The following is a 16,623-nucleotide window of genomic DNA, read 5'->3' on the forward strand; positions in this document are numbered from 1 at the left end:
CTAGCACGTCAGCCTTTTTTTCGTCCAATCACGTTCAGTACGAGCTTTAAGACAATCAAGCCGAAAATGATCGGCAAGATGACTGGAAGCGTGCCGCGCGGCAATAGACCGAACACGATGAACACCGTCATCCCGACCGCGAAAAACAGTTTGATGCCCCGGTCTGTCGTAAATTTGTCCCATTGCCAGACGAGCAAGAGCAGCGCGAGCGGCGGAAAGAAGAACGTCAGGAAAAAGAACGGCATGTTGCGCGCGTACCATGGACTCATCGAGTGATCACCTCCTCATATAACTGTTCCGTCGCTTCGTTCGTTTCAAGATTTAGATAGATCGGTTTTCCGCTCCAGTCGATGCGGATGGCGGCTGTGGCGTCACGGTTGATGAAGAGAAGCACGTCTTCCTTATAAGTCGTTCGAAAGTGTCCTGTCAGTTGTGAGCTTGTAGCGGCCCCGTTCGTTCGACGCTCGACGTCCGGGACGTTGGTCAATATGACATCAACAATCTCGTCATACGGCACGATTTGTCCGTAACTGCCTTCGATGACGAGTGCCGTATCGGTCAGTGTCACCTCGGTCGGTTGGGAGAACCAAAGCAGGAGCCCCGGCACGACCGTGAGCAAGAGCACAGAGACGAGGACGATCGGGATGAGTTTCTTCTTCCCGCCCGGACGAAGCCGTCCCGTGTCGTCAAAAATATTCCCGTCATACTTTTGGGCGCGCCAAAGGATGACGACGATGAACAGGATGAGCACGATAAAGAGCGGCTCGATTCGGACGACGAGCCCGAACCAATCAATGAAGCCGACGATGAGAAAGATGAAGCCGATGCCGTAACACATGATACCGATCAACCGTGCGACCGGTTTGATGTCGACGCGTGCCTTGTCTGCTTCGTTCATAGTGTTATAGCCCGAGATGAGAAAGTGCCACCCTAACTTGTGGACGGCGAACCCTAGGACAAACATGAGCAGTGCTACAAATACAAGAATCCACATGGACGAGTCCCTCCTATCTCTTTCATTCTACGAGAAAACCGACCGAAATGTTTCATCGGATCATCAGACGTGCGCGAACGAAAGGCACATGCGTATACTAGCGGTAGAATACGCAAGAGGAGGTAGTCTTATGTATCGTACCGCTAACGACTTCAAACAGGATTGGACAAAATCATCGACCGGCACGCTCGACGTGCTCCGTGCCATGACCGATGACACGCTCGGCCAAAAAATCGTCCCCGACCATAACTCACTCGGTTGGATCGGTTGGCACGTCACGACCGCCCTCGGCTACTTCACGAACTTGCTCGGTTTCCGTCTCTCAGCTTTGAAGAGCCTGACCCAGCCCGATCAAGCGGGCCTGATCGCCGACCAGTACGAACGATACGCGCAAGAAATCTCAAGCGCCGCTGACGGTTTTACAGATGACTACTTGCTAGAAGAAGTCGATGTCCACGGGAAGATGACGCCGCGTGGTGCCGTCCTCCGCATGATGATCGACCATCAGACGCATCACCGTGGTCAGATGACGGTACTTTTACGCCAAGCGGGACAACACGTGCCCGGTGTCATGGGCCCGACAAAAGAACAGATAAACCGCTAACCGCCGTCGCACTCAGCACTTATGTTATGGACCGCAACGAAAAAGACGAGACCTGTTGAACGGTCTCGTCTTTTATCATTTCGATGACGGTGTGTTCGTCTTGCCCTGCATGCGGCCGACGCCTTCGTACTCGACGTCTTCTGGGTCACGTGCATACTTCCATGCGTTGCGTGCGTCAATCAACCGTTTCGTCCGCATCCCAGCGAACGCTTCCGGTTTCAAGTTGACGAGTTCGTCCCATTCCGTGACAAGAATCGCCACGTCGGCTCCTTTGAGTGCCTCTTCCGGTGTCAACGCTTGACGGTACTCCCACTTCGCGAGCGGATCGTAGCCGACGACTTCGACTTCACGTAACCGTAAGTGATTGGCGAGTGTGATCGACGGTGCGTCACGCATATCGTCCGTCCCTGGTTTAAAGGCGAGACCGAGGAAAGCGACACGCAGGTTCGGACGGTGTTCGATCTTCGACGCGACGTAAGCGATCTGTTCATCGTTCGCTTGAATCGCCGCACGGATGACCGGCAAGTCGAGTTCGTTCTCGGCCGCGACGTTCAAGAGCGCGTTCATATCTTTCGGGAAACACGAGCCGCCGTAACCGAGACCAGCGTTTAAGTAAGAACGTCCGATGCGCGGATCAAGCCCCATCCCGTCGGCAATCGTCGCGATGTCGGCGCCTGCTTTATCCGCGAGGCGTGACAAGTCGTTCATGAAACTGATCTTTGTGGCGAGAAATGCGTTCGAGGCGTACTTGATCAGTTCGGCGTTGATCGGTGTCGTGCAAACAATCGGCACACCGAGACGGCCATAAATGCCGGCGAGTTCTTCACTGATTTCAAGATTTTCGCTGCCGATAACGACGCGGTTCGGTTTGAGGACATCGGCGAGCGCCCGCCCTTCTTGTAGGAATTCGGGTACGATTGCGAAAGTGTGGAATGGATACATGATACTAAGTAAGTCGGTCGTCCCCGGTGGCACAGTGCTACGGATGACGATTTTTTGCTTCGTGTTGATCTCAGACAAAGCGGCATCGACGAACGTCATGTCGCAGCTGCCATCTTCCTTGCTCGGCGTACCGACAGCCAAGAACAAGTAATCGACATCATTTGTGTCGGCGGTGTTATCCGTAAGTGTGATCGAGTCTGCATAGTCTTGGAGCACCTCCGACATACCCGGCTCGTGAAACGGTGCGTGGCCGCTCATGAGGCGGCGCAGTCTCGGTTGGTCTTTCTCGACACCGATGACTTCATGTCCCGCTTTTGCAAGACCACACAGGGTGGCTAATCCGACATATCCTAAGCCGATGATTCCAAATTTCACGCTAGTTCCTCCTTAGATAATCTATCTTCAACTGTAGCGAAAAGTCGTCTTAAAGGGAACCCTCTAACACTCTCGCAATGTTGTCTGCTATAATTGGTCAAAATGATGCTAGAAAGGAATAACCGCATGGGCTTGCTCGCTTTCTTTTTGATCACGTTATTCATCTATTACTGGTTTCCGGTCCGGGGGGGGCTGCGAACCTTGTTGCTCATCCTCGTCATGATCAGCGGATGGCTATCCATCTTTGAAATTGTTGCGATTCTCGAAGCCCGTCCCTGGGTGGTCGCTCCGATTTTCCTCGTCCTCGGTCTCGTGATTTGGAAATGGCGTAAAAATCAACAGCTTGAAGACAAGAAGAGCGTTTGACGACAGTCGAGCGTTTTTTCTTTTTGTCTTATTCCACGAATGCCCCGAAATTCCTGCTTCCCGATTATGTATACAGTGTGAACATCTACGGGTATGATCGCGTTTCGGCATCCAAGTGTTGCTTCGATTTCCTGAAAGTATGCTCGCTTTGTCACTTCATTTTCGAGTCAAAACAGGAATAGTCAAAGAGAGTCTAGGAAAAGAGGGGTGTCTATGACAATCATGACGTTCATCACGGCCGCGTGCGTGGCGAGCACGCTCAGCCTCGTGTTCATCTGGTTCGCCGAACATCCGGTCGAGCCGATCAAACTACAAGTCTTCGCGACCGTCTTATATTTACTGCTCGTCGGCTCGAGCGTCTACTACTACAACTTGGAACAAGACAAGCTGCACGTCAGCTCCGACTTAGCTGAGGTCGAGGCGAGCTACGACGAATCCCTGCTCGCCCTCGAGGAACAACATGCCGACGCCCTCGCCTGGCAAGCGATTCAAATCGAACAGGAAGTGACCGAGAAACTCGAGGCACGTCTTGCCGCCCGCGAAGACATGATGCAAGACAACTTGTTTCAAAAAGTATTCGATTTAGAAGAAGTCATCCAGACGCAACGGACTGAAATTTATGCGCTCGAAGACAAGTTGCGGGAAGCGAACGCCTTGACCGAACAACTTGCAAATGAACTGACCAAGCTTCAAGACGACGCGATTGCCGCGGCCGACGAGACGGACTCGTTCTTCGAATTGTACGGCTCCTGCACCGATTTGAACGCGGTCTACCCGGACGGTGTCCCACTCGAGCACGACGCCTATTTGCTATCGTTCGACACTGACCTTGACGGCATCGCCTGCGGACAGAGCGACACCCAGTAGACGTGAGGGTGTCGTTTGTTCATTCTTCAGGCATCTCGACTTGTTCCCCAGCCTCAATCTCGCCAGACATGACCCGCTCCATCTCCTCTAAGCTGAACGCGTCGAGCAACTTGATCCCGTTCACGTACACGGTCGGCACGTATTCGACGCCGAGGTCACGCGTATAGAGCCGTGCGTTTTGAATCCCCGCGTCGACTTGCGGCGCGAGCAGAGCTTCCGCGTCCACATCGAACGTTTCCGCGAGCCGGTGGACGTACGCCTCCGTGCCAAAGTCCGAGACTGTCTCGGCGTCGAGCCCGATGTGGCGTTGCAACGCATAGTACCGTTCCGGCATCACTTGTTCCGCATTCGCATCGACACTAGCGAGCAGTTGCGACTGCTCATTCAACAAGACGAGCGGCTGTCCTTTGAACGTCGCCTCTCCCGTCTCGATCCACCGCGACTCGATCTCTGGCAAGACGCTCTCCATCCATTTTTTGCACCACGGGCAACTGTAGTCAAAGACGAAGACGATCTCGTGCGAACCATCGCCGAGCGCGACTTTATCTTCGAGCGGGAGCTCATACCTCGTATATGTAAACTGCTCTCCTCGTTCATCCGCCTCGCTCTTCCCGCAAGCGGCTAGTACGATCATCAACCCAATCAACATCCATGCTTTTCGTTTCATCCTTCATCCTCCATTCGTTCAATCCTTCACATATTTATGTTATACCAACACCCCCAAAAAATTCGAGTGACATTCTGTTGACGAATCGCGGTGACGACAAAAAGAAGCGCTTCGATTCTATTCAGAACCTTCACGCTTCGCGCTCCATAATCACATCGTTCCCCGCTTGTCCCGTCCCGATGAAGCCATGCTTTCTATAAAATGAAATGGCGTGCTCATTCGTCTTCTCGACGTGAAGCCGGATCAACTGCTTATGTTGCCGCGCCGCTTCATCGCACAGTCTGACCAACAAGTCATGCCCGCTCCCTTTCGGCGCCTCCGGCAAGACGCAGATATGACTGATGAAGGCGACATCCGTATCAAAATAGACCGCGAGGAGACCGATCAACCGGTCGTCGTCCCACAGTTCGAACGATGTCGCCTGGTCATGCAGCTTGCGCGCATATTCGTGCAAGTCGATCCGTTCCGACAATGCCGTCGGGAACAACGCATCACACGCCTCGAGGTGGGCCTCGTAGTCGGCGACCGACCCGCGGCCGAGCGTGATCATACGTCCTCCAAGACGGCGACACCGAAGCCGTCGCGTCCGAAGGCGTTGCCGTTATACAGCAAATACTGCCGCCCGTTCATCTCGAACACGTGCGGGTAACACTCCATTGCTGAATCCCACCCCGAGTCGCTCCGCTCGAAACCGAGCGAGGCGTCGTCGCGCGTCCACTGCATGAGGTCGTCGGAATAAGCGTAACCGAGCCGGTAGCCGCGCGTCGGGTCGTCCCGGAAGCCGAACGTGTCACGGAAACAGAACACCATGTGATAGCGGCCACCCGCCTCGAACACGGTCGGGAGTGCCTGGCTCTCGTCTGGAATCACATCATCGACGATGCGGCCGTGCCGAGTGAACGTGCGCCCGTCCTCGGACGTCGCGAGCGCGATCTTGTACGTCCGTTCGGCGACGCCGTCCGGTCCCTTTTTCCACGTCGTACCGTAAATGTAGTACATATATTGCTTGTCTTTCGTGAAGACGAACGGGTCCCCGACGAGGAACGGCTCATCGACACTCGCTGATAGCACCGGCCCGTCACCGAGCCGCTCGAACGTATGCCCGTCGTCATGACTGACCGACAGGCCGATCCCCGTCTCGACCGACACCGACTCGCGTCGGCTCCAGCCGCTCGTATATCCGTACAGGCCCGCGTCCGTCCGCGTGACGTGGAACGGGAAGATTCCGTGCTCATCGAACGTGCCCAGTTTTCCGAGCGGGATGACCGGGTCGTGCGATACGGCAATCACTTCGAACGACGGTGTCATATCGACGTAACGGATATGGCTCTTGAACGTCCCGTCCGCATCCGGCTCCCGGGTCGAGAAGTAGATGCGGACGAAGTCGTCGAAGACGAGTGCTTGCGGTGATTGAGCGAACGCTGAATAGTCCCCGAAAAAGCCGTGCGGCTTGGGATCGAAAATATGCCCGAGTTTCCGCCACTTCATGTCGTTTCCTCCTTCCGCTCGGCGATGCCGAAACCGGCCCGTCCGACCTCGTTGCCGAGATAGAGCAGATAACGCTTCCCGCCGACGACGAACGTGTGTGGATAGGCGACCATCTCGTCGTCAAACCCGACGTCTGAGCGGGTGAAGCGCATGACGTCATCGTCGCGCGTCCAGTTCAACAAGTCCTGAGACGACGCATAGCCGAGCCGATACGTCCGTTCGGGATTCTTCCGGTAATCGGTCGCGTCGCGATAACAGAAGAACATATGGTACGACCCGTTCTCATAAAACACGTCCGGGCTCGCCTGCGCCTCGTCCGGGATGATGCTCTCGATCAAGTCGCGCTCTTGTTTCACCCAGTTCACGCCGTCGGCTGACGTGGCGAGACGGATCTTGTACACCGGTTCCGGTTTGCCCTCGTGCATGAGCCACTCTCGGCCCGCGATGTAAAACAAGTACCACACGTCTCCAAAGCGTCGGATTTTCGGCCCGCTCAAGACGAACGGTTCATCGAGCGTATACGACAAAACCGGTCCCGGCCCGATCCGCTCGAACGTCTTGCCACCGTCTTGACTCACTGCTTTACCGACATTGACGTTGAACGGAACCGACGTACAACGTGTCCAACCCCCGTAGTAGGCGTGTACCTCGTCCCCGACGTCGATCGCCGAGAACGGATAGATGCCGAACTCGTCGAACGTGCCCCGCTCCCCGAGCGTGAGCACTGGCTGTTCACTCACACGTAAAATCGAGAAGTCTCGTTTATCGACGTCGACGTAAGCACTATAGCTGACGTAGCGGCCATCGATTGGTTTCGGCCGGCAACTGAAGTAGATGCGCAAATACGTCTCGCGCTCGAGTACGGACGGCGCCTGCGCGAATGCATCCATCCAATCGATGTCGGTATCTCGTTGCGGACTGAACAGCAAGCGCCGGTTCGTCCATTCGTACGTCGTCTTCGTCGTCTCAGCCATTCCCCGTCACCCTTTCGCGTACATCTTGTCGTAGTAGTGTGCATAATCCCCGGAAACGATGTGGTCGATCCAATCAGGATGCGTGACGTACCAGTCGACCGTCTCCCGCAAGCCTTGGTCGAACGTGTAGGCCGGACGCCATCCGAGCTCGGTCGTGATCTTCGTGTTGTCGATCGCGTAGCGGCGGTCGTGCCCGGGCCGGTCGGTGACGAATGTGATCTGGGAGTCATTTTTACCGAGCAGTTCTAAAATTAAGCGGACGATCGTCACGTTCGCTTGTTCATTGTTGCCACCGATGTTATACACGTCGCCGTCGCGTCCCCGCTCAGCGACCGTCCAAATCGCCACGCAATGGTCTTTGACGTGGAGCCAGTCACGGATCTGTTGACCGTCACCGTACACCGGGAGCGTCTCCCCGCGCTCGGCGCGTTGGATCATGAGCGGGATCAGCTTCTCGGGGAATTGGTATGGTCCGTAATTGTTGCTGCAACGCGTAATATTGACCGGGAGGCCGTACGTCTCGTGATAGGCTCGGACGATGAGGTCGGAGCTCGCTTTCGAGGCCGAGTATGGACTGTTCGGGGCGAGCGGGGTCGTCTCGGTGAAGAGCCCGTCTGGCCCGAGCGTCCCGTACACCTCGTCGGTCGAGACGTGGACGAATTTGACGCCTTCCGAATAGTCACGTGAGTGTTTATCATCAGGACGTAAATTCCAGTGCCGCTTTGCCGCGTCTAACAGCACTTGTGTCCCGAGCACGTTCGTCGTCAAGAACACGTCCGGTTCGACGATGCTCCGGTCGACGTGCGACTCGGCCGCGAAGTGGATGACGCGCGTCACGTCATACGTCGCAAACACGCGTTCGACCGTCTCGCGGTCCCGGATGTCACCTTTGACGAACACGTAACGCGGGTCGTCGATGTCTTGTAGCGTCTCGAGGTTACCGGCGTACGTGAGCGCGTCAAGGTTGACGATACGCCACTGCTCGTTTTCCAGAAGCATCTTTATGAAGTTTGATCCGATGAACCCGGCTCCGCCAGTTACGAGTAAAGTCTTCATCTTCGACACGCTCCTCTTCAAGAAGTGATAGGATGTACTGCCCGTAATCCGTCATCTTTAACGTTTGGCCGATATCGCGGAGTTCGTCTGACGTGATGAACCCGCGGCGCCAGGCGATCTCCTCGAGACAGGCGATATAGTAACCTTGCCGCTCTTGCACTGTCTGGACGAACACCGACGCCTTGATCATACCTTCTGGCGTCCCCGTATCGAGCCACGCCATCCCGCGTCGGAACAAGACGACGTTCAAATCACCGGCCTCTAGGTACATCTGGTTGATCGAGGTGATCTCGAGCTCGCCGCGCGGGGACGGTTGTACTTGTCTCGCGTACTCGACGACACGGTTGTCATAGAAGTAGAGACCAGGTACGGCATAATTCGACTTCGGCTGCGCCGGTTTCTCTTCGATCGAGATGACGCGGCGATTATCGTCGAACTCGACGACACCGAACGCACGTGGGTCCTTGACCGGATACCCGAACACGGTCGCCCCCGTCTCGCGTTGTTTCGCGTCACGTAAAAACTGCGTCAAATCCTGTCCATAAAAAACGTTATCTCCGAGGATAAGGCAGACCGAGTCGTCACCGATAAAGTCCGCACCGAGGATGAAGGCGTCGGCGAGACCGACCGGTTTGTCTTGCACTTTATACGTGATCGACAACCCGAGCTGATGTCCATCCCCGAACAACCGCTCATAACCAGAGATGTCCTTCGGTGTCGAGATGAGCAGAATGTCTTGGATCCCAGCGAGCATCAAGACCGACATCGGATAGTAGATGAGCGGCTTGTCGTAAATCGGGAGCAACTGTTTCGAGACGGCTTTCGTCATCGGATAGAGCCGTGTCCCATTACCGCCTGCTAAAATGATTCCTTTCATGTCCGGTTCCCTCCTTCAATAATCAAGTCGCAAATCCGGTCGACCATCTCGAGCGTCATGTCCGGATAGAGCGGCAGCGTCAAGATGCGGTCGGATACATATTTCGCGTTCGGCACGCGGGCGTCGAACGTATAACAACCAAAATCGGTGACGAGCGGATAAAAGTACTTCCGGGCGAAGATGCCGTGTTCGGCGAGCCAAGCCATCATCTCGTCGCGGCGGCGCCGGTCGCCTTTGAACAGCACCGGATAGTAGGCGTAGTTCGAGACGGTGTTGTCGCCTCGGCGGTTCAAGCGAATCGTCGGGATTCCTCTGAGCCGTTCATCATAGCGTTCGACGATAGCGCGTCGTTTCATGACGTCGTGCTCGAACCGCGGCAAGTTACAGCGCCCCATCGCCGCCTGGAACTCGTTCATCTTGGCGTTGCCCCCGACCGATTCGACCGATTCAGGTCCAGTGATGCCGAAGTTGACGGCCTGTTCGATGGCGTCTCGGTAACTCGTCTCATCGTAGGCGAGCGCACCGCCCTCGACTGTATGGAATACTTTCGTCGCATGGAAACTGAACATGCTCATGTCTCCATATGTGGCGATGCTCCGTCCTTGATGCGTGACCCCGAACGCATGGGCCGCATCGTACAGTACTTTCAACCCGTGCCGTTTGGCGATACGGTCAATCTCGTCGATGTGGCAGACGTTGCCGTACACGTGCACCGGAAGGATGGCCGACGTCTTGTCGGTGATGAGCGACTCGAGCTGCGAGACGTCTAGCGTATAGTCGAGCGGATTGATGTCACAAAAGACCGGCGTCAGTCCTTTTCGCACGAGCGCATGCGTCGTCGAGGCGAACGTGAACGGTGTCGTGATGACCTCGCCCGAGAGGCCGAGGACGTCGATTGCCGTCTCGAGCGCCAAATGTCCGTTCGTCAGGAGCGAGACGTGCTCTGTACCGAGCAATCCCGTCAATTCTTCTTCGAGTGCGCGGACGTGTTCGCCGCGATTGCTGAGCCAGCGGCTGTCCCAGAGTGGCCGGATCATCTCGACGTACGCCTCGAACTCAGGCATCGCCGGACGTGTCACGGGGATTGGCGGCGACAGATCGTGTTTCGGTAAGTTCATCTAGTCCCTCTCCTTCTATTAAGTCAAGTTAGCGTGTAGGCGTTCAGCAGCTCGCGGACTTTCTGTTTCGAATTGAACATGAGCACATCGATGATCGACAAGTTCGGTGTGAACGGTTCATTGAATTGCCGGTATGTGACCGGCTCCATCTTAATGAAGTCGAGCACGACCCCGGCTTCGGCGAACATCGCTTTATCGTATAAGGCTGTGCCCCCGATTGCGTTGATGTAATGGTCCGCATCTAAATGTTCACAGATGGATAAAACGAGATGCTCACATTTCGCATTTTTGTCGTTCGTGAGATCAGACGAATAGAGGATTGATGTGTCGAATTCGATATAGTCACGCACTTCACTCAAGAGACGCCCTAAGTAAGCGGCGACGTTCCGCTCCTCGTCTTTCATGATCCGCTCGACCATCGGCATGACGTCGTCAAAGTGAGGCGCGTGCTGATAGGCGTGACGGATGAGACGTAACTGGGAGTGCCGCTGCTTCGCATCAAGTACACGGTCATGCTCGTTGATCAAACGCAGTTGGGACATGTGCTCGACCGGCATTAAAATCGGCTTCGTTTTACCCTCGAGCAGGATTGTGTTGCGATGGATCCAGCCCCCTTTAATGAACTGGACATCGTCCAGGATGACGAACGTGTCGACCGCGGCCATGAGTTGGAAGTAGCCGAGGTATGGAAAATAGTAAGGTTGCATGATCGCCAGTTTCACATTCGTCGCCCTCCTTACGTCGCCCGTAGCGACCGAAGCCGAATCAACAGTTCGGTGACGATCGGATGCCGCACCATCAAATAAGGACGAATCCGCTCTTTGCCGACGAAGCGGTCAAGGTAGCGGTCGTACCGTGGTGACTTCAAAGCGGCATAGTCTCGTCTCAACCGGTGTAACCCGACCTCGAACGAGATCCGTGAAATCTCCATCTCTTGACGGTACTGTCCTTTCGAATACGCATCGAACGTGTCAATGAAGCGGATGAACGCCTCGTGACGCGCGATATCCCGCTCGAGATTCCCTTCGTTCCAGATCGTCGTCGCCGAACCTTTGACGCCGAACCGATAGACGCTCATCACCTCGGGCATATAGTAGGCGTAGCCGTGACTCGCGACGTATAATTTCATCGAACCGTCGCTCGCCGGCGTATCGCTCAGCCAGTCGGGTCCGTTCACGATCAGCCCGTTCGGATACATCATCGACATCGTCGGAATGAATCCGAGCAGTTGCAGCTCACCGGCGTTATACGTCCGCGCTTCAAACGACGCATATTTCCGGTTCTCAGGCAGCCATGGAATGACACGCCAGTCCGTATGCAACGTGTCGTCCGTCTCGACGTAGGCGTCGTGGAAGCAAAGCGTGCAGTCGGGATTTGCTTCCATGTAGTCGACTTGCTTTTGCAGCTTGTGCGGGTCGGTCCAGTAGTCGTCACCGTCACAGAGGGCGACGTATTTGCCGCGGGCCCGCTCTTCGTTCAACAAGTTGACGAACACGCCTTTGGAGTACTGGTTCTCCGTCTGATAGATGACCCGGATCTTGTCGGGATGAAGACGTTCGTAACTCCGGACGATTTCAGCCGTCCGGTCCGTCGACGCATCCTCATGAATCAGGATCTCGAAGTCGAAGTCTGTCTCCTGCATGAGGAATCCTTCGATCGCCTGACCGATATACGCCTCATGGTTATACGTGATGCAGTTGATACTGACCATGATCATCGCATTTCCTCCTCACAGCACTTCGGTTTCAGTTCGGGCGACGGTATCGGCGTACGTGTCAGGCTGACCCGGGTCGAACGGTTCGTTCACCCACATGAGGGTGACGAGTTCGGTCGTGCCGACGTTCTCGATGTTGTGGACGTATCCAGGCGGGATCTCGACGACTTCGAGCGTTTCCCCGCTCACATGGAACGTCATGACTTCGGTCCCGTCGACCTCGCGGAGCCGGATGACCCCTTCCCCGCTGACGACGAGGAATTGCTCATGCTTCGTGTCGTGCCAATGCTCCCCTTTTTTGATGCCGGGCTTGGCGACGTTGACCGACACTTGCCCCCGGTCCGGCGTCTTCAAAAACTCGGTGAACGAGCCGCGCGCGTCACGGTGCATCAGGAGCGGAGTCACCATCCGCTCTCTCGGTAAGTAACTTGTGTACGTACTATACAGCTGTTTTGTGAACGCGTCCGACAAGTCCGGTACGCTGTGCGCCGCCCGCATCGTCTCGAACGCCTCGAGTGTGCGGACGACGTCGAGCAGGCAGATTTCATGCGCCGGGACGGTCGGATAGAGCGAGACGTCCGTCGTCAACGTGTCAAGAAACGAGGCGACGACGTCATCGACGTGGGCGAGCGTGAGCAATCGGTCCGGGTCGTTCACCGTGACCGTCTCGCCGCGCGCGATCTGATGACAAAACGTCGTGACGGCGCTGTTGTAAAACGGACGCCCCCACTTCCCGAACACGTTCGGCAAGCGGAACACGTGGACCCGCATTTCCGAGCGTTCACTGTAGACGACGAGCACGTTTTCCGCGTCACGCTTGCTGCGGCCGTAGTCGTTGTCTTGCGTCGCCTGGATCGACGAGGCGAACACGAGTGGGACCGGGTTGTATGACAACAGCTCCGTCGCGATGACCTCGGTCAAATCGACGTTACCGGTGATGAATTCGTGCGGGTCTTCCGGTCGGTTGATGCCGGCGAGATGGAAGACGAAGTCGGCCGCTCGGAGCATCCGGCTGCGTTCAGCGAAGTGCGTCTCCCGCGTGACTTTAAGGACGTTGTGCCCATCCTGTTCAAGTGCGTGCGTGAGGTGTTTTCCTAAAAAGCCGTTTGTTCCGGTGACGACGATGTCCATGAGAAATCCTCCTTCCGTTGAATAGCCGGCGTGACGTGAAGCGTCACCCATTTGTCCGGATGATCGAGCAAGCGGAGCATCGTCGGCACGTCTTCAAACCGAAGGATGAGACTGCCGAGCGATTTGTTCGCCCCTTCGAAGCGTGGGATATCCGCACCGATCGCGTAGGCCAAATTCGATTTGACGATTGTGTACCCTTGGGATGCGAACGTGAGTCCGATAAAACGGCCTGGGATCTGACTGCCGAGAATGAAGTAACTCGACGGCGTCGTGACACGTTTCATTTCCAATTCGACCGGGCGTCCGAGCGCGAGGTCGATCGTCGCGCTCACCATGTCGACGCCGGTCGCCTGTTCGATGATCTGCGGGATATAGTTGCCGCCGTTACGGGGGCCGATATCAATCAAATATATTTTTCGATCAGAAACGAGAATATCAAAATTGAGTGCCCCATTCTGAAATTTGACTGCTGTGATCATACGCTGAAGTGTTTCATGGACACGTTTTTGGATTTCCTCCGAATGAACGCTTGGAAAGCTCGCAGCAATCGGTGCGTATGGATTGATCCCTTTATCATTGAAGTGACCATTCCCAAAGCACCGAAAAACGAGTTTTCCATCGATCACAAACCCGTCTCCTGCGACTTGATAGCCATCACGTTTGATGAACTGCTCGACGACGATCTCTCCGCCCGGTGACACCTCGAAGGCGGCGGCTAGCTTTTCGCGAATCCTCCTGGGCGTATCCGACGAGGTGATGCGGCTAATTCCTTTGCTGCCCGACGAGTCGGCTGGTTTGACGACGTACGTCCCACGCAGCGTCGACAGTGCTGAAACGGCCGTCTCGAATTCGGTGAAAGCGTATGCCTCAGGCGTCGGGAAGCCGTTCTCTTTCAAGAAGGCACGGAATTTGGCTTTATTCGTCAACGTCTCGACCGTCTGGAACGGGTTCGTGACGAGTCCGAGTGCTTCGCCGACGTAAGCCGCGGTCCGAGCGGCCGGGTCGGACGCGTAGGCGAGAATCCCATCGATTTTCTCTTCCTGTGCCAATTCGAGCACGCGATCCCGGTCGAGTGTGCTGACGCAATAATAGCGATCAGCGACGTGACGCCCCGGGTTGTCCGACAAGTAATCGCATAAAATCGTGAAAATCCCTTTCTCTTTCGCTTTCAAAATAACTGGCGTTTGGTGCATGGCTCCTCCGAGTAACATGAGCTTCATCATGTTGTTAATCTCCTTTGTCGTCAGATGAGATTAGCTTGTGCGATTAAATCCCGATACGTTAAAGCAGTACTAGAATTTCGTCGATGCTCGACGTTTTGCTTTGAAAGGGCCCCATGTATTTCGAGAAGTTCCGGTACTTCCAGATAGTTCCGAAGCGACGCCTCGAGCGACTCCGCGGTTGGCTCACATTTGAAACAGTTCTCACCTTCCTTTAAATGACGCGACACGTTGTCAACGTGGCGACTGACGATCGTTCCCATACCCGAGGCACACGCTTCAATGATGGTGATGTTGCCATTGGAATACGTAGCTGGCAGCACGAGGATATCTGATTCACGATAGACGAGATGCATATTGTCCCAGGCGTCGATGTCATCCAAGAACGTCACACCTTCGAGGTCATGCTCCTTGATGTAGTCACGACACGCCTCGTACAAGTGTCCATCGCGATTCAATGCGAGCGACAGGTTCGGGTAGTCTCGTTTCAAGGCCCGGTACGCTTCTAAGGCGATGAGCGGTTGGTAGCGGTCGATGAGCCGGTTCGCGAACAAGATTCGAATCGGGTCACCTCGCCGTTTCACACGAAGCGGATGGTCGAAATATGCCTCGATATCGATTGGATACGGTGCATTGACGACTTGTTTATCAGTAAAGCCGAACTCACGAACGAACTGATCACGCGCAACTTGTCCCATTCCGAAGATGAGGTCAGCTCCAGCAAACATGTGATGCAAAATTCGTGTCTTCCATTTCGCATTGACTCGTTCGAGTAGCTTATCCGAAGCGTTATCCTCGTTTGACACGTCGCGGATAGGCTCGCTCAAGACGACGACTTTACTTCCTTTTCGTTTCGCGATCTTCAAGATGAGCGAATGAAGCGGTGTGAAACCTCCAAGCAAAATAATATCTGGCTCAAATCGATTGAGTTGTTTAAACACATCAAAGGAGACGTAATTAAGTGGCCCAATAAATCGTGAACCCGATAGAACTCGGCAGCGATCACCGAGCGGGACTTTCCACCAGTCGGGACGCCGGGCCGTCAATTGGTCATAAAACCAAAACTCGGTATCGAAATGGTCTTGGAGGGCGTAGCAGAACTTGACTTGATACGGGGCGGCGATGTTCGTGATGAAGACGAGTCGTTGTTTCATCAGATTCACCTCACCCGATCCGCTTCGTCGAACTCGGCACGTGCCAAGCTGCGAGTTCTGCTTGAATGTAGGGTAGCGTCAACAGCAGCCGTTTCACGTCTTCGACGCCGAGCTGTTCGGTGTTGTTCGAGTTGTACTCGCCTTGGACCGTCAGCTCCCTGCTGCCTTCACTGAAATATTTGTCGTAGTTGAGGTCACGGTTGTCAGCCGGGACGCGGAAGAAACCACCCATATCTTCGGCGAGGACGTGTTCTTCACGTGTCATGAGCGTCTCGAACGTCTTCTCGCCGTGCCGGGTGCCGATGACTTTGACCGGATTGTCGACTTGGAACAATTGTTTGAGCGCCTCGGCGAGGTCACCAATCGTCGAAGCCGGTGACTTTTGGACCATGATGTCGCCCGCGTGCGCATAATTGAAGGCGAACACGACGAGCTCGACCGCGTCACTGAGACTCATCAAGAACCGGGTCATGAGCGGGTCGGTCACGGTGAGCGGTTCCCCGTTTTTGATCTGTTCGACGAAGAGCGGGATGACCGAGCCGCGGGACGCCATGACGTTTCCGTAACGGGTGCCGCAGATGAGCGTCTTGTCCGGACCGACGGCGCGTGCCTTGGCGACGAATACTTTTTCCATCATCGCTTTCGAGATGCCCATCGCGTTGATCGGATAGGCCGCCTTGTCCGTCGACAGACAGATCACTTTCGCGACACCGGCGTCGACCGCAGCGTTCAAGACGTTCTCGGTGCCGAGGATGTTCGTCTTGACGGCTTCGATCGGGAAGAACTCGCACGATGGGACTTGTTTGAGCGCCGCGGCGTGGAACACGTAATCGACGCCGTACATCGCGTTTTTGACGCTATTCGAATCGCGCACGTCACCGATATAAAATTTCAGTTTGTCATCGTTGTAGCGCTTGCGGATGTCTTCTTGTTTTTTCTCGTCGCGCGAGAAGATGCGGATCTCTTTAATGTCCGTATGGAGGAACCGTTCCATGACGGCGTTGCCGAACGAGCCGGTCCCGCCGGTGATGAGCAAAGTCTTATTCGAAAACATGATCGAGTCTCCTTTCTGAGGT

General features: G+C 55.2%; 19 protein-coding genes. 3 read left to right on the forward strand and 16 right to left on the reverse strand.

All coding sequences use genetic code 11. From position 1 onward, the window contains the following. Positions 1 to 8: 8 nt before the first annotated feature. The gene (locus tag EVJ24_RS01045) at positions 9 to 269 is read right to left on the reverse strand and encodes a hypothetical protein (protein WP_131438946.1); all 261 of its coding nucleotides are present in this window, start codon (positions 267 to 269) and stop codon (positions 9 to 11) included. After that, positions 266 to 994, reverse strand: coding sequence for a DUF3784 domain-containing protein (locus EVJ24_RS01050; protein WP_131438947.1), 729 nt, complete (start codon positions 992 to 994; stop codon positions 266 to 268). The genes EVJ24_RS01045 and EVJ24_RS01050 overlap by 4 nt, the downstream gene beginning before the upstream one ends. Before the next feature lie 130 nt (positions 995 to 1,124). Here EVJ24_RS01050 and EVJ24_RS01055 point away from each other — a divergent pair, with 130 nt between their 5' ends. Then, a complete protein-coding gene (locus EVJ24_RS01055) occupies positions 1,125 to 1,598 on the forward strand; it encodes a DinB family protein (RefSeq protein ID WP_131438948.1) in 474 nt (157 codons plus the stop codon). A 75-nt stretch (positions 1,599 to 1,673) separates the two neighbouring features. Here the strand turns inward: EVJ24_RS01055 and EVJ24_RS01060 are convergent, their stop codons facing one another. Then, entirely contained in the window at positions 1,674 to 2,915 is a 1,242-nt protein-coding gene (locus EVJ24_RS01060) for a UDP-glucose dehydrogenase family protein (protein WP_131438949.1), read from the reverse strand. A gap of 126 nt (positions 2,916 to 3,041) precedes the next feature. Here EVJ24_RS01060 and EVJ24_RS01065 point away from each other — a divergent pair, with 126 nt between their 5' ends. Continuing rightward, positions 3,042 to 3,281 (forward strand): hypothetical protein, encoded by a 240-nt coding sequence (locus tag EVJ24_RS01065; RefSeq protein ID WP_071398208.1) that lies wholly within the window; start codon positions 3,042 to 3,044, stop codon positions 3,279 to 3,281. A gap of 213 nt (positions 3,282 to 3,494) precedes the next feature. Continuing rightward, complete coding sequence (locus EVJ24_RS01070; protein ID WP_131438950.1) at positions 3,495 to 4,148, forward strand: excalibur calcium-binding domain-containing protein; 654 nt, start codon at positions 3,495 to 3,497, stop codon at positions 4,146 to 4,148. Positions 4,149 to 4,167: 19 nt separating this feature from the next. On the opposite strand, the gene EVJ24_RS01075 is transcribed toward EVJ24_RS01070, so the two are convergent. The 13 genes from EVJ24_RS01075 to EVJ24_RS01135 form a co-directional block, all read right to left on the reverse strand. After that, positions 4,168 to 4,815, reverse strand: coding sequence for a DsbA family protein (locus tag EVJ24_RS01075; protein ID WP_131438951.1), 648 nt, complete (start codon positions 4,813 to 4,815; stop codon positions 4,168 to 4,170). Positions 4,816 to 4,945: 130 nt separating this feature from the next. Then, entirely contained in the window at positions 4,946 to 5,365 is a 420-nt protein-coding gene (locus tag EVJ24_RS01080) for a GNAT family N-acetyltransferase (RefSeq protein ID WP_131438952.1), read from the reverse strand. Continuing rightward, entirely contained in the window at positions 5,362 to 6,303 is a 942-nt protein-coding gene (locus EVJ24_RS01085; protein ID WP_131438953.1) for a hypothetical protein, read from the reverse strand. Before EVJ24_RS01085 ends, EVJ24_RS01080 begins: the two co-directional genes overlap by 4 nt. Next, on the reverse strand, positions 6,300 to 7,277 hold the full coding sequence (locus EVJ24_RS01090; RefSeq protein ID WP_131438954.1) for a glycosylase: 978 nt from the start codon (positions 7,275 to 7,277) through the stop codon (positions 6,300 to 6,302). Before EVJ24_RS01090 ends, EVJ24_RS01085 begins: the two co-directional genes overlap by 4 nt. Positions 7,278 to 7,283: 6 nt before the next feature. Further along, a complete protein-coding gene (rfbB, locus tag EVJ24_RS01095) occupies positions 7,284 to 8,333 on the reverse strand; it encodes a dTDP-glucose 4,6-dehydratase (RefSeq protein ID WP_131438955.1) in 1,050 nt (349 codons plus the stop codon). Continuing rightward, a complete protein-coding gene (gene rfbA, locus EVJ24_RS01100) occupies positions 8,236 to 9,210 on the reverse strand; it encodes a glucose-1-phosphate thymidylyltransferase RfbA (RefSeq protein WP_131438956.1) in 975 nt (324 codons plus the stop codon). Before rfbA ends, rfbB begins: the two co-directional genes overlap by 98 nt. Continuing rightward, a complete protein-coding gene (locus EVJ24_RS01105; protein WP_131438957.1) occupies positions 9,207 to 10,328 on the reverse strand; it encodes a DegT/DnrJ/EryC1/StrS family aminotransferase in 1,122 nt (373 codons plus the stop codon). Before EVJ24_RS01105 ends, rfbA begins: the two co-directional genes overlap by 4 nt. Positions 10,329 to 10,351: 23 nt before the next feature. Further along, positions 10,352 to 11,050 carry a WbqC family protein gene (locus EVJ24_RS01110; protein ID WP_236637507.1) on the reverse strand — a complete coding sequence of 233 codons (699 nt, stop codon included), beginning with the start codon at positions 11,048 to 11,050 and terminating at the stop codon, positions 10,352 to 10,354. 14 nt (positions 11,051 to 11,064) lie between these two features. After that, on the reverse strand, positions 11,065 to 12,045 hold the full coding sequence (locus EVJ24_RS01115; RefSeq protein WP_131438958.1) for a glycosyltransferase family 2 protein: 981 nt from the start codon (positions 12,043 to 12,045) through the stop codon (positions 11,065 to 11,067). 12 nt (positions 12,046 to 12,057) lie between these two features. Then, positions 12,058 to 13,173 (reverse strand): polysaccharide biosynthesis C-terminal domain-containing protein, encoded by a 1,116-nt coding sequence (locus EVJ24_RS01120; RefSeq protein ID WP_131438959.1) that lies wholly within the window; start codon positions 13,171 to 13,173, stop codon positions 12,058 to 12,060. Then, entirely contained in the window at positions 13,137 to 14,396 is a 1,260-nt protein-coding gene (locus EVJ24_RS01125) for an ATP-grasp domain-containing protein (RefSeq protein WP_131438960.1), read from the reverse strand. Before EVJ24_RS01125 ends, EVJ24_RS01120 begins: the two co-directional genes overlap by 37 nt. Before the next feature lie 20 nt (positions 14,397 to 14,416). After that, positions 14,417 to 15,547, reverse strand: a complete 1,131-nt coding sequence (locus EVJ24_RS01130) for a glycosyltransferase family 4 protein (RefSeq protein WP_131438961.1) — start codon at positions 15,545 to 15,547, stop codon at positions 14,417 to 14,419. A gap of 10 nt (positions 15,548 to 15,557) precedes the next feature. Beyond that, a complete protein-coding gene (locus tag EVJ24_RS01135; protein WP_131438962.1) occupies positions 15,558 to 16,601 on the reverse strand; it encodes a polysaccharide biosynthesis protein in 1,044 nt (347 codons plus the stop codon). Positions 16,602 to 16,623 lie beyond the last annotated feature (22 nt).

Source organism: Exiguobacterium sp. SH1S21, from assembly GCF_004337175.1.
In the GTDB taxonomy this organism is placed as follows: Bacteria; Bacillota; Bacilli; order Exiguobacteriales; family Exiguobacteriaceae; genus Exiguobacterium; species Exiguobacterium aurantiacum_A.

Coding starts and splice junctions, on each gene's coding strand:
- rfbB (WP_131438955.1), bottom strand. CDS start 8,333: ATGAAGACTTTACTCGTAACTGGCGGAGCCGGGTTCATCGGATCAAAC.
- EVJ24_RS01085 (WP_131438953.1), bottom strand. CDS start 6,303: ATGAAGTGGCGGAAACTCGGGCATATTTTCGATCCCAAGCCGCACGGC.
- EVJ24_RS01070 (WP_131438950.1), top strand. CDS start 3,495: ATGACAATCATGACGTTCATCACGGCCGCGTGCGTGGCGAGCACGCTC.
- EVJ24_RS01050 (WP_131438947.1), bottom strand. CDS start 994: ATGTGGATTCTTGTATTTGTAGCACTGCTCATGTTTGTCCTAGGGTTC.
- EVJ24_RS01115 (WP_131438958.1), bottom strand. CDS start 12,045: ATGATCATGGTCAGTATCAACTGCATCACGTATAACCATGAGGCGTAT.
- EVJ24_RS01105 (WP_131438957.1), bottom strand. CDS start 10,328: ATGAACTTACCGAAACACGATCTGTCGCCGCCAATCCCCGTGACACGT.
- EVJ24_RS01130 (WP_131438961.1), bottom strand. CDS start 15,547: ATGAAACAACGACTCGTCTTCATCACGAACATCGCCGCCCCGTATCAA.
- EVJ24_RS01045 (WP_131438946.1), bottom strand. CDS start 269: ATGAGTCCATGGTACGCGCGCAACATGCCGTTCTTTTTCCTGACGTTC.
- EVJ24_RS01090 (WP_131438954.1), bottom strand. CDS start 7,277: ATGGCTGAGACGACGAAGACGACGTACGAATGGACGAACCGGCGCTTG.
- EVJ24_RS01075 (WP_131438951.1), bottom strand. CDS start 4,815: ATGAAACGAAAAGCATGGATGTTGATTGGGTTGATGATCGTACTAGCC.
- rfbA (WP_131438956.1), bottom strand. CDS start 9,210: ATGAAAGGAATCATTTTAGCAGGCGGTAATGGGACACGGCTCTATCCG.
- EVJ24_RS01055 (WP_131438948.1), top strand. CDS start 1,125: ATGTATCGTACCGCTAACGACTTCAAACAGGATTGGACAAAATCATCG.
- EVJ24_RS01125 (WP_131438960.1), bottom strand. CDS start 14,396: ATGATGAAGCTCATGTTACTCGGAGGAGCCATGCACCAAACGCCAGTT.
- EVJ24_RS01080 (WP_131438952.1), bottom strand. CDS start 5,365: ATGATCACGCTCGGCCGCGGGTCGGTCGCCGACTACGAGGCCCACCTC.
- EVJ24_RS01135 (WP_131438962.1), bottom strand. CDS start 16,601: ATGTTTTCGAATAAGACTTTGCTCATCACCGGCGGGACCGGCTCGTTC.
- EVJ24_RS01065 (WP_071398208.1), top strand. CDS start 3,042: ATGGGCTTGCTCGCTTTCTTTTTGATCACGTTATTCATCTATTACTGG.
- EVJ24_RS01120 (WP_131438959.1), bottom strand. CDS start 13,173: ATGGACATCGTCGTCACCGGAACAAACGGCTTTTTAGGAAAACACCTC.